Origin of the sequence: Microbacterium sp. MMO-10 (assembly GCF_037148715.1) — a bacterium.
Classification (GTDB): domain Bacteria; phylum Actinomycetota; class Actinomycetes; order Actinomycetales; family Microbacteriaceae; genus Microbacterium.
The window spans coordinates 316616-329002 of sequence record NZ_JBBCSV010000003.1 but is presented as its reverse complement, the minus strand read 5'-3'; the positions used below and the strand labels follow the sequence as shown (position 1 = coordinate 329002).

Genomic DNA, 12387 nt, shown 5'->3' with positions numbered 1-12387 from the left:
TCGATCAGTCAACCCGATAGACCACATGCCGAACCATTGAGCGCTCGCGTATGCCGTCCGCGATGAATATCGAGTCCTGCAGATCGGTCAGGCTTTGCGATGCGGTCTCGAACCGGACCGCAACGCGGAAATAGGTTCCGTCGTGGGAGACGCGGCGGATCCCCACAGTGCGGACACCGACCAGATGGCCACCGTCGGTCTGCGCCGTATATCGTGCGTCGATCTCGATCGCGCCGTCTGCCCGGACCAGTTGGCGATCGGACCCGCCAGGCAATATCACTGCCCGAAGATCGAGGTAGTTGCGGTCAACGACGTGTTCTTCACCCACGGGGGCGATCCGCGCACCCCGGAGCTCGCCGCCGAGGATGGGCGTGATTCGCCTGTTCCCGTCGCGGGTGGCGCCGAGGTCGAGAGGCTCCCCGAGCTCGACGATCACCTCACAGACGGGCGTCAAAGTCAGCATCTCAGCCATGCGCTTGAGGGACGGACAGGGTGCTGCGCGCGTTGAGGCGTGACGGATCGAATCCGGCGGCGCGCTTGTACTCGAGCGCGATCTGCTGGAGTTCGTCGTCGCTGATCACATCGTGCACGTCCGCGAACCCTTCGGGCGCACGTTCCCGGGAGATCTGCATGACCCGCTCCGGCCCGGTCTGCCTCGTAAGATCCAGCAGCGCGGCAGTGGCCGGGCGTCGCTCAGCGTCGTAGGCGGAGAGAGCGGCATCGATGCTCCCCGCGGTCGCGAGCTGATACGCGAGTGTGCGCGCGTCCAGGATCGCTTGCGATCCGCCGTTCGAGCCGTTCGGATACATCGCGTGTGCTGCGTCGCCGAGGAGCACGGCGCGGCCGTGAACCCAGCCTGGCAACCGATCTCGGTCGACCATCGGGTACTCGAGCAGTTCCTCCGCCCTCTCGATGATCGCAGGGATGTCCAGCCAGTCGTATCGCCAGCCGTCGAAGAGCTGCGCGATTGGCTCACGCTCGACGGAGCGGTTCCAATCGGCTTCTGCGACACCGGCGCCACGCTGCTCGGCGATGAAGTTGACACGAACCCGCCCGTCCTCGAACGGTCCGGCAAGGGGGTACGCCACGAACTTCTGTTCCCCGTCGCCCACCATCACCATGCTGCGACCGTCGAGGAAGGGATCCATCAAGGCAGTCCCTCGCCAGAGGGTCAGCCCGCTCCATACGGGATCGCCCTCACCCGGGGCGAACTGGGCACGAAGTGCTGAGCGGATCCCGTCCGCCCCGATCACCAGGTCGCCGGCGATCGTGGCTTTCGCCCCATCGGGCAGTGCGAAACGAGCAGTCGCGCTCGTCGCCCCGTCCTGTGTGCCGTCGACCGCGACAAGGCGGTGCCCGAGCCGGATCACGTCTCCGAGTCGTTCGGTCACGAGATCGCGCAGCAGCATCTGCAGCCGTCCGCGGTGCACCGACAGCTGCGGCCATGCGTAGCCCGCGGCTCGTCCGCGTGGCTCGCTCCAGATGAGTTGCCCGTGCCGGTTGTAGTACGACAAGCTGTTCGGCTCGACCCCGAGTTCTGCCACGCGGTCGGCGACGCCCAGCTCCGTGAGTTCGCGTACCGCATGCGGCAGGAGGTTCAGGCCTACGCCGAGCGGCAGCAGCTCGGGGCTGCGTTCAGCGACGACGATGTCGCGGAAGCCGGCGGCTTCCAGGCTGAGCGCAGCGGCGAGTCCGCCGATGCCTGCGCCGGCGATGATGATCTTCATCGGTGTCCCTCCTCCGGGTGCGTGAGATCTGACGCCGTGGACGGCGCGCGGAGCTCGTGCACGATCTGTCCGCCCACGATCGTGAGGGCGGTACCAGTTTCGATCAGCGCGTCCAACGGGAGCTCGAACGGGTCGACCGTCGCGACGACGACGTCGGCTCGTTCGCCGACCCGGAGGCGACCACCGTCGCCGAGGACGAGTTCGGCGGACCCACTGGTGTACGCCGCAAGCGCCTCCGTCAGTGTCAGAGCCTGACCGGCATCCAGAGGTGCGGAGGGGCCGCTCGGCCCGGGCAATGAGCGGTTCACGGCGACGTGGATGGCGAGCCATGGGTCGGCGGGTGAGACCGGCCAATCCGATCCCATGGCAAGGTCGGCGCCGCTGTTCAGCAGGGACCGGAACGGGTACCCGGCCCGCATGCGTGCCTCTCCGATCATGGGCACGACCGCGTGGTCCTCTGACGCCCACAGGGCTTGTACGTTGGCGGTGACGCCGAGTGGTCCGAAACGGCGCGCGTCGTCGGGGTGCACCATCGACAGGTGCGCGAAGTGGTGACGCGGACCGGGACCGTTCGTACGTCGCGCCTGCTCGACTGCGTCGAGCGCGACGCGGGCGCCGCGGTCTCCCATGATATGCAGATGCATCGCGAAACCCTCAGCATCGAGGGCGACGACGAGGGCGTCCAGTGCTTCCGGGGAGATGTGCAGCTCGCCGGTGCCGATCTGACCCGCATGCGCGCAGTAGGGGTCGAGGAGCGCGGCGGTGCCGCCATGAGGGACACCGTCGACCATGGCTTTCGCGGTGGTGGTCGAGAACCCGGCGCGCGAGTTCTCCTCGCGGCGAGCGGTGAAATCCGCGACAAGGGCTGGGATGTCTCCGACGGTGACCCCCGGTGGCACCCAGAGTGCGCCAGAGACGCGGCTGCGCAGGCTTCCGTCTTCGATGGTCTTGCGGTAGGCGTTCGTGCAGTCGGCCTTGCCGTTGTACTCGCCGAGGATCGCCTCGTGCCACCCCGTGACCCCGATACTCCAGAGATGCGCTTGGGCATTGCGCAGCCCTGCGACGATCTCCGCCTCCGTCGCCGGAGGAATCACTCGCCCGACCAGCTCGGCGGCGGTCTCGTTGAGGTACCCGGTCGGGTTTCCGTCTCCGTCACGGGAGATATGTCCGTTCGGCGGCTGGGGAGTGTCGCAATCCACTCCTGCGCGTTCCAGGGCGAGTGAGTTCACCCACAGTGTGTGATGTCCGGCGTCGCTGAGCGCGACCGGCCGGTCGGGGATGAGCTCGTCCAGCATCTGTCGCGTGGGCTCGGGGAAGAGCTCGTGACTCCATCCGCCACCGGTCACCCATTCCGCATCCGTCGCTGCGGCGGCGTCAACGATCAACGCCAAGGTCTCATCGACGGTACGCGCGCCGGTGAGGTCACAGCTGAGTCGTTCCACGCCGGCGAACGCGGCGTGCGCATGGGCGTCGACGAAACCAGGATGGATCAGTCCGCCCTGCGCGTCGATCACGCGTGTCGCCGGTCCGGCGTGAGCCCGGATGTGGTCGTCGTCGCCGACGGCAAGAATTCTGGTGCCTGCGAGAGCGACCGCGGTGTCGGCGGTGCGGATCCGTCCGTCGAAGACGCGGCCCGAAACGATGCAGACATCAGCGGTGATGGGTTCAGTCATGGGGTCTCCTTGAAGAGGCAGCTGGGCTGGCGATCAGATGACGCGGAATACGCGGATGCGGACCTCGTCGGGTGTTCCGGTCGCGTATCCGATGAACTGGGATTCGGCGAGCCATCGCACGCTCGGAGCATCGGTCTGGAAGGTGAAAGCGGTCCGGTAGTACAGCTCCTCCTCGGGTGGCTGTTCACCCGCTTCGAGGACTGCGATCGCGGTGGCGCTCGCACGCCAGTAGCCACGATTGACCACGTCGACGATCTCGTCGCCGATCTGCAGCAGATAGTGGGCGTCCAGCCGAACGACGTCCCCGCCGTCCACCCACCGGTCGCCCCCGCCCGGGAGAACTTGCCCGTTCAGTCGAGAGCCCTGCATGGTCCCGCCGGTGATCGGGGTGAAGTACATCTCTCCCGCGGTCGATCCGCCGATGCGTCGCGGTGGATCGACCGCGACTCGCAGGTCGAAGCAGTATTCGAGGGCCGGTTCCATCAGTTTCTCCGATCGGTTCATCCTCGCCTCCACACGCCGGTGCGACGGGGGGTGTGGATGGGAAGGGCCGCAGTGCGAGCGGTGATGCGGCGGCGAGGTTTCCATCCCTCGCGCGGGATCGAGTCGAGCAGGATTCGTGTGTATTCGGCCTGGGGATCATCCAGCACGTTGTCGACCGGGCCGCGTTCGACAACTCTCCCGTCGCGCATGACGATGACGTCGTCGCACAACCGGCGTATGACGGTGAGATCGTGGGTGATCATCAGGAGAGCGACACCGGTGGTGAGCCGGATGCGTTCGAGCAGGGTGAGGATCTCCACCTGGGTGGTCCGGTCCAACGCGGAAACGGCCTCGTCGAGGACCAGGATGCGCGGTTCCGCAGCGAGTGCCCGTGCGATGGCGACACGCTGTCGCTGCCCGCCGGAGAGAGCGCGAGGACGGGCGTCCAGGAGTGCCTCGTCAAGACGGACCGCAGCCATGAGTTCCGCGATGCGGTGGCTGACCGCGATGCCATCGTGGTTCGGACGGTGAATCCGCAGAGTCTCGGTGAGCGCCTGCCGCACGCTTTGCCGGCGATCGAGGGACTGATAGGGGTCTTGAAAGACCATCTGTACGACCCTGGCACGGGCACGTCGTTCTTTCGCGTGGCGCGGCAGGCTGCTCCAGTCTTCGCCATCCACGGCGACAGATCCGGCATCTGCGGCCTCCAGACCGCAGATGATCCTGGCAGTGGTGGACTTGCCCGACCCGGATTCTCCGACAATGCCGAGGGATGCTCCCGGAGCGAGCGTCAGGCTCACACCATCGAGAGCCTGCAAGGCCTCATACCCACGGCCCCGAGCGGTACGCACCCGGTACGACTTCTCGAGATCGTCGACCACGAGCAGCGGATCGGGAGAGGATGCAGTCTCGGCGGGTCGGGCATCGTCCAGCGACGCCGACAACAGAGCACGGGTGTAGTCCTTCCGCGCATCCGCGCGCATCGTCCCCGCGCTCAGCGTCTCGATCGTTGTGCCTTCTTTCATCACCACGAGACGGTCGCACGCAGCGGAAGCCAAAGCGAGATCGTGCGTGATGAACAGCATGGCGAGGTCGCGATGGTGGCGCAGATCGCCGATCACCGCCATCACTTCTTCCTGGGTGGTGACATCCAACGCCGTGGTGATCTCGTCGGCGAGGAGAAGCACCGGATCCATGGCGAGTGCCGATGCGATCATGACTCGTTGCAGCAATCCGCCGGAGAGTTCTCCCGGGTGCTGCCGGAGTCGACGCGCTGGTGAAGTCACGCCCACCTCGTCGAGTAGTTCGATGGCGCGTCGCTCTGCGACGTCGTGGTGCACTCCCGCAACGTTGACCAGGGCTTCGGTGAGGAAGTCACCGATCGTGCGGAGCGGGTTCAGATGCGCACGGGGAGTCTGGAAGATCATGCCGATGCGGCGGGCACGGAGCGCACGCAGGTCGCGCGAGTTCAGCCCGGCGAGATCTTGGCCCTCCACGGTGATGGTGCCGCTGGTCACGAAGTGCGCGGGGAGCAGGCCCGCGACGGCGCGCACGCTGAGCGACTTTCCCGAGCCGGATTCGCCGACGAGCCCGACGGTCTCGCCGGATCCCACCGAGAGCGTGCAGTTGCGTACCAGCGGCTGCAGCCCTTCGACACCGGGCATCGCGACTCCGAGTCGCTGGATGTCGAGTATTGCGGCGCTCATCGTTCCTTCTCCTCTGCCCAGATGGTGACGCGGGCGCCGAGTACCCCGACGGCCAAGACCGTGACGACGATCAGCGCGGCGGGGAAGACGGACTGCTCCGGGGCGCCCTGCAACAGTCCTGGTTGACCGCCGGCGATCATGGATCCCCAGTCTGCGGCGGGCGGCTGCGCCCCGAGCCCGAGGAAGGAGATCGCGGCGAGGTCGAGCATGGCATAGCCGAACCCGACCGTGGCTTGTGCAGCGATCACCGGTATCAAGGCAGGGACCAGGTGTCGGAAGCAGATCGCGGCGCTGGACACGCCCTGGATCCGCAGTGCGGCCACATACGGCATCGACAACTCCCGGGACGCGGCCGTCTGGGTGAGACGGGCGACGACCGGGATGTACGCGACTGAAAGCGCGAGAATCGGCGCGATCTGGCCTTTTCCGAACATCGCGACGGCGAGCACTGCGAGCACGAGACCGGGAATTGCGAAGATCACGTCGACAAGTCGCGCAACGGTGCCCCGGATGACACCGCCGAACCAGGCGGCCGTCACCGAAAGGGTGACGCCGAGCAGCGTCGACAGGAGAACCACGATGACAGGTCCGAAGAGACTGGGTCCGGCTCCGACAAGCACTCGGGACAAGATGTCCCTGCCGAGGTCGTCGGTCCCGAACGGATTGGTCATGGTGGCGGGGCCATCGATCGGCCCCGCGTGCAACATGTCTGGCGGGTAGGGCGCGATCCAGGATCCGAGCACCGCACCGACGACGACGACTCCGAACACCACGAGTGCGGTGATCGTGAGGGGGCCGCGTCTGGCCGTACGTCGTGCCGCTGCGGGTACGCGTCCCCGGGTGAGCTGTCCCACGCTCATGCAGTCCTCCTGGTGCCGACCGAGTCGGGATCGATGACGGCGCTGAGCAGATCTGCAGCGGCGTTGAGGACGACGAACACGGTCACGAGCAGCAGCGAGACGATCTGCACGACCGGGAGGTCCTTGCGTGCAGCGGCTTCCGTGAGGAGCGAGCCGAGCCCTCCGAGTCCGAACGCTTGCTCGGCGATCGCCGACGCAGCGAACAGGCCCGCGATGGTCGTCCCGGAGATCGCAAGGATCTGCGGTGATGCATTGCGGAACACATGCACTCGGAAGATCCTCGCCCGCGGAATGCCGCGCACCGTGGCGGTCTCGACATGCTCGGAGTGCATCTGAGCGACGAGCGCGCCGCGCGTCACCCTGCTGACATACGCGATGAACATGACGGCCAGAGAAAGCGCGGGCAGCAGCAGATGCATCAGCCGGTCAAGACCGTCGGAGCCGGCACCGAAACTGGGCAACCAGCCCAGGGACGTGGCGAACACCCAGATCAACAGGATCGCGACGACGAACGTGGGCAGCGCCATCCCCAGAGAAGTCAGCACGGACACCAGCGTGTCGGTTCCTCGGCCACGCGCGGCGGCGAGGATGCCACTGCCCATACCGAAAAGGATGATGAACAGAGTCGTCAGGAGCACGAGTTGAAGGGTGATCCCGAAACGCGAGGCAACCAGCGACGCAACGTCGGTCTTGTACACGAACGAGTGCCCGAAGTCGCCCGTCAAAGCACCGCCCAGCCAGTGCAGATAGCGCAACCAGGCGGGGTCATCGAGCCGGTATTGCGCGCGGATCTGGGCGATCAAGTCCGGTGAGGGCCGGGCGCCCCCGGCGATCGCTGCTACGGGATCGCCGGGGGTCGCCAGGAGGGCAGCGAAGATCACGACGCTCGCGAGGAAGAGGGTGAGCACTAGCCCGCCCAGCTTCCGGAGCACGGATCCGATCATGTCATCGCCTTTCGTTCGGGCTGTCTGCCGCGGCTACTTCGCGCCGAGCTTCAGCGCCCAGGGGGAGCTGTACATCGCAACGGAAGTGACGACGCCGGTGAGCTTGGACGACAGGTAGGTCAGCTGGTAGACGCCCGCAAGAGTGATCTGGAGCTGGTCCGGTGCGAACGTTTCCTGCGCCTTGACGAATGCCTCCGCCGCAGTCTTCGGATCGGTCGCCGTACGAGCCGCTTGGAGGTTGGAGGTCACCGCGGGGTTGGAGTAGTTCGTCCAGTTGAAGACGCCACCGATCTCGGCGGGGAGCATGAACAGCTGCGGATAGCCGAGCACGCCGGGAGTCTCCAGGTAGCCCGTGGTCGCGACGAAGTCGACCCCGGCTCGTGCGGAGGCGTCGAAGAACAATGCTCCGAAGTCGGCCGGCTGGCGTTCGTCGATCGTCACCTTCAACCCGATGTCCTTCGCCGCCGACTGGATGATCGCGGCTGTTTGCGACAGCTCCTTGGATCCTGCCGGGATCGCAAGGACCAGCGGCTTGGAGACGTCGGCACCGCTTTCCGCGACGAGCGTCCTGGCCTTGGCGATGTCGACCTCCTGCTCGGGGAGCGCGTCGTACGCCTTCTGATAGACGTCTTTGGCGTCCATGCAGGCCCAGACGAAGGGCGGCACGATCGTCTTCTGCGGATAGCCGTACCCGTGGACGACGGTGCTGATGTAGTCGCTCCGGTCGATCGCGAGGTTGAGGGCCTGTCGGATCTTGGGGTTGGCGGCGGCGCTCGTCGCTGAGGCGGGGCCGAAGCTGTAGGACGCTGTGGAAGGGCCGACGATGAGACGGCCAGCGCCCTTTCCGGTGAGCGCGTCTCGCGATCCCGGCGGCACGTTGAACGCACCGTCGATTTCACCCCCGGTCAGCGCTGTGGTGAGGGTGGAGCCGTCGGTGACGAAGACGAACGAGATGTTCTTCGTCTTCGGCGTTCCGTCCCAATAGTGCGTGTTCGCGGTCACGTCGATCTCCGTGCCCGGCTTCCATGCGCCGAGCTGGTAAGGGCCGCTGCACATGAGGCCGACGCCTGAGGTGCCGAGTGCGTCGCCCGCCTTGTCGCCGAACGACTTGCTCATGACGGCGCCGCCGGCGCCGCTCAGCGCATCCCGGAACGTCGTGTCAGGGGCACTGAAGTGCACACGCACCGTGTTGCCGTCGGCGATCTCGATGTTCTGGATGAGCGCGAACGAGGCGTACCATTGCGATTTCGGGTTGCGGTTGCGTTCGAGGCTGTAGGCCACGTCGGCGGCAGTCACGGGGGTGCCGTCCCAGAAGGTGAGTCCGGCGCGGATCTTGATGTCGAAGGTGACCGGATCCGTCCACTCGGCCTTCTCGGCGACGCCGCCGGAGACGGAGAAGTCCGGGTTCAGTTTCAGCAGGTTGTCGCAGAGGTTCGGTGTGATCACGTTGGCCGAGGATGCAGGGTCGAGTGTGGCGGGTTCACCTTCCACGACCGCCCACGTGACCTTGTCCACGGTCTTGGACGCAGCCGGAAGCGATGAGATGAGCGTGTCGGCGTTGACAGGCGGGGCAGTGGAATCGCCGTTCGCCGTGCGCGGTGCACAAGCGGTGACGGCGAGCAGGGCGGCGGCGGCCACGGCGATCGCCATGGTGAGCCGCAGGCCGCGTGCGGACGGGGTGCGCTGCATGGTCGGGTCCTCTCGGTTCTTCGAACGGTCGTCGTCGGCCGCTCGGGGTTGCGCGTCGCTGCGCGGGATGGGGAACTGCAGAGTCGAGGTGGGAGGTCAGCGCACGACGAAGACTCGGATGCGGATCTGCTGGTCTTCGTCGCGGGCTAGTCCGAGGAACTGGTGCTCGGTGAGCCAGCGGTGCGCGGCGGAGTCCGTCTGGAACACCGGCGCGGTGCGGAAGTACGGGGACTCAGGGTTGGCGGTCTCGCGGTAATAGCCGCGGTTCAGGATGTCGATCGTCGCGCCGTCTTCGGTGCGGATGAGGTAGCGGGCTTCTAGCTGGAACGTATCGTCGCGTTGGACCGACCAGTCTCCACCGCCTGCGAGCACCTCGCCGTGCAACAGCGGCCCGTCAACGGTGCCTCCGATGATCGGGGTGAAGGCGAGTCGTTCGTTCGCGCCACGGCCGATGTGCAGGTCCTCCGCGACGTCGACGCGGATCTCAAAAGCCAAGTCCAGATGCGGCTCGCGCAGGGGGTCACGGCGAGCTTCGTCACTCGTGTCGAGACGGGTGGTCATGCGAGTTCTCCTTCGAGGATGGGCAGAGTGAGCTGAAGGCCGTGCTGTCCGCCGAGGACGAGAGTCTGCACGTTGCGCTCGCTCTCGCCGCCCTCCCACGGGTCGCGGCCCGTTCCAAGTTGCGGGATGAACTCCGGATAGTCGCTGCTGGACACATGCAGCCGGAGACGATGGCCGGCCGCGAGACGGTAGCCGATGTGCCCCAGGTCGATCTCGAGATCTCCGTAGTCGTACGCCTGGTGCAGCTGTCGCTGCCCGCGGGCAATCCGCAGCGCCGACCCGTCAGGTCGGACATCGAGTAGGCGCAGGAACAGGTCCATGACGGGACCGTCCGACGAGACCCTGGCCTGCGCCCTGATCGGGCCCACAAGGTCGACGTCCTGGAGGACGGGTTCCGACGTGAAGACGAGCACGTCATCGCGGTCACCGATCGGTGCCTCGTCGGGCAGTTCGCGGAGGAAGGAGAACGCGTCTTCAGCGCTGGAGGGGACCAAGCTGGAGGGGTCGTGGATCCAGTCTCTCGTGCTCTCTGTCTCGCGCGTGGTGCCTGCGACCCGGAGCGCACCGTCCGCAGTCGCGACCATGTCGATTTTGCGCGTTGCCTCCGGCGGCCAGGTCGCGCTTGTGCGTTGCTCGTGGGTTCCGGCGAGATTCCAGCTCACCCTGGGGATCGACGCGACGTCGCCGTTGCCGCGTACATAGACTTCGAAGAACTCCAACGCTGGGTTCAGCGTGCGCGGCAGCAGCGCACGCACTTGTTCTTCGCTGCGCTCCGGGACTCGATCGGTGTCCGGCTCGAGCAGTTCGTGGCTTTCATGGTCGATGGCCTCGATCCGGAGGTGGTGGTGTGCCGCCCAGGCAGGGTGCTTCTCGATCTCCGTGACGTCATGCCACCCCAAAGGTGCGCAGTTATCCCACCAACCGATCGTGTGCAGGACGGGCACGGACCGCGCAGCGAACGGCGTGTTCTCCGGAAAGCGGGGGAGGAGAACGGGCCGTGGATACCACTGGTCATAGGAGAGAGAGCGCGCGCCAACTTCGGTGAGGAAGCGTTCGACCTGCGCTGCGAAGTCCCGCCGGCTCCAGTCGGGTTCCCAAAGGTATGTGTCGTTCCCATGGAAGTGGCTTACCGGATACAAGTACGTCACGGCCCATTCCACGTCGCCGGACCTTTCATCCGCTCGCCGTTGCACGGGTTCGCCGAGCAGCGTACCGGTCACACGCGGCGCGATTGCCTTGAGCGCGGGATGACCACTCGCTGCCGCCGCCCACTGGGTGTAGCCGTAGTAGCTGTCACCCCACATCGCCACGCGACCGTTTGACCAAGGCTGGCGCACGATCCAGTCGAGAGTGTCCTCTCCATCGCGCACCTCATTGACGAACAAGAGCGCTTGCCCTTCTGAGCGGAACTTTCCCCGAACGTCCTGAGCTACGACACGATAGCCCCTCGTCATGAGGTACTCGGCCACGAGAGGGATGAACGCGTATTCGCCACTCTTGTCGTAAGGCAATCGGATGAGGATGGTGTCGCCCGGCACGGGATCGCCGCCGGGGATGTAGACGTCTGTCGCAAGTCGCACGCCGTCGCGCATGCTCACCTGCTCAGGACGCGCGAGCGGGCTCACCGGCGCCGGTGAGATGCGAGTGAAACGAACCATGTCTCTCCTTCGGACCGGCAATCGCCGACGCACGGATTGGACTTTCGGGTAGCCCCCGAACCGGAACAGAGGGTGCTGTGGAAGCGACGATAGGAGTCGAAACTAAATTAGTCAAGTCCGACTAGACTAGAAACTTGAAGATCTACGGGATATCCTGCGAAGGCCGATCCCCGAAGCTGGAAGGAGCCGCATGGCACGTCCGAGCGTCGCCGCCGAGCGCCGCGACCAAATCATCGAGGCGACGCTGCAGACACTGGCGGAGCACGGTATCGCCGGCGCATCGCTGGACCGCATCGCGGAGACCGCCGGGATGTCCCGAGGGCACGTTCGCCACTTCGTCGGCAACCGCGACCAACTGCTCGCCGAGACCGCGAGACACGTCTTCAGCGACGAGGGCGGGCAGCCGACGATCCTCCCGCGCACAGTCACCACGTTTCGCGGAGCCCTGGACTTCCTCTTCGGTGAAGAGTTCACGAGGTCCGACGCCGAGAACGCGATCGTGCTCGGCTTCGTCGAGCTGTCGCGGAAGCAACCGGTGATCGCAGAAATCCTCTCCGACGCGTATGCATGCACCCGTCAGCGCCTTTCGGATCTCGCCGCGGAAGCGTTCCCCGAAGCGAACCCAGACCGCCTCGCGACAATCGCGGACGGAACTCTGTCCGCAGCGCTCGGCAACGTCTTCATGGGTGACTTCGACCCCGATGCGGAGCGGACCCTGCGCGTGCGCGAAGCCATAGAAGTCCTTGTGAAGACGGTTGTAACCTCGGCAGCGTAAGCCACCGAGCGCCTGCGTCCAGACGTGGATCATCGCATGCAGCGCCTTGACCACTTGCGCGATGTTCGCCGTACACACGTGGCCGGGACGCCCGTGAAAGACGCTCAATGCGATCGTCGCGACGGTTGCGTCGCGGTGATGGGCCGAGACACGACCTGTTCGATCTCACGGGAGTTGTCATGAACTGAGACGCGCGAGGCGCGGAGTTCCGCAGAAGAGCCCAGCCACTCTGAGAAGCGGTTGTCTCACGAGAGGTGTCAAAAATACGCGAAACCTGATCCGCGGAGCGTCTTCAGTCACCCGAGGCAGGA

Annotated in this window: 11 protein-coding genes; 1 reads left to right on the top strand and 10 read right to left on the bottom strand. The window is 65.9% G+C overall.

Features of this window, described 5'->3' with window-relative positions; translation table 11 throughout:
- Positions 1–4 precede the first annotated feature (4 nt).
- The 10 genes from WFJ17_RS10335 to WFJ17_RS10290 form a co-directional block, all read right to left on the bottom strand.
- Positions 5–472, bottom strand: coding sequence for a DUF3237 domain-containing protein (locus WFJ17_RS10335; RefSeq protein ID WP_336648364.1), 468 nt, complete (start codon positions 470–472; stop codon positions 5–7).
- Entirely contained in the window at positions 465–1727 is a 1263-nt protein-coding gene (locus tag WFJ17_RS10330) for a flavin-dependent oxidoreductase (protein ID WP_336648363.1), read from the bottom strand. The genes WFJ17_RS10335 and WFJ17_RS10330 overlap by 8 nt, the downstream gene beginning before the upstream one ends.
- Positions 1724–3400, bottom strand: a complete 1677-nt coding sequence (locus WFJ17_RS10325) for an amidohydrolase (protein WP_336648362.1) — start codon at positions 3398–3400, stop codon at positions 1724–1726. Before WFJ17_RS10325 ends, WFJ17_RS10330 begins: the two co-directional genes overlap by 4 nt.
- A 33-nt stretch (positions 3401–3433) precedes the next feature.
- A complete protein-coding gene (locus WFJ17_RS10320; RefSeq protein WP_336648361.1) occupies positions 3434–3904 on the bottom strand; it encodes a DUF3237 domain-containing protein in 471 nt (156 codons plus the stop codon).
- Positions 3901–5589, bottom strand: coding sequence for an ABC transporter ATP-binding protein (nikE, locus tag WFJ17_RS10315; RefSeq protein WP_336648360.1), 1689 nt, complete (start codon positions 5587–5589; stop codon positions 3901–3903). The genes WFJ17_RS10320 and nikE overlap by 4 nt, the downstream gene beginning before the upstream one ends.
- On the bottom strand, positions 5586–6362 hold the full coding sequence (locus WFJ17_RS10310; RefSeq protein ID WP_336648359.1) for an ABC transporter permease: 777 nt from the start codon (positions 6360–6362) through the stop codon (positions 5586–5588). The genes nikE and WFJ17_RS10310 overlap by 4 nt, the downstream gene beginning before the upstream one ends.
- 83 nt (positions 6363–6445) lie before the next feature.
- Complete coding sequence (locus WFJ17_RS10305) at positions 6446–7393, bottom strand: ABC transporter permease (protein WP_336648358.1); 948 nt, start codon at positions 7391–7393, stop codon at positions 6446–6448.
- A gap of 33 nt (positions 7394–7426) precedes the next feature.
- Entirely contained in the window at positions 7427–9082 is a 1656-nt protein-coding gene (locus tag WFJ17_RS10300) for an ABC transporter substrate-binding protein (RefSeq protein WP_336648357.1), read from the bottom strand.
- Between the two features lie 96 nt (positions 9083–9178).
- On the bottom strand, positions 9179–9643 hold the full coding sequence (locus WFJ17_RS10295; protein ID WP_336648356.1) for a DUF3237 domain-containing protein: 465 nt from the start codon (positions 9641–9643) through the stop codon (positions 9179–9181).
- On the bottom strand, positions 9640–11301 hold the full coding sequence (locus WFJ17_RS10290) for a CocE/NonD family hydrolase (protein ID WP_336648355.1): 1662 nt from the start codon (positions 11299–11301) through the stop codon (positions 9640–9642). Before WFJ17_RS10290 ends, WFJ17_RS10295 begins: the two co-directional genes overlap by 4 nt.
- 190 nt (positions 11302–11491) lie before the next feature.
- On the opposite strand from WFJ17_RS10290, the gene WFJ17_RS10285 reads away from it, so the two are divergent.
- Positions 11492–12076 (top strand): TetR family transcriptional regulator, encoded by a 585-nt coding sequence (locus tag WFJ17_RS10285; RefSeq protein WP_336648354.1) that lies wholly within the window; start codon positions 11492–11494, stop codon positions 12074–12076.
- Positions 12077–12387: the final 311 nt, after the last annotated feature.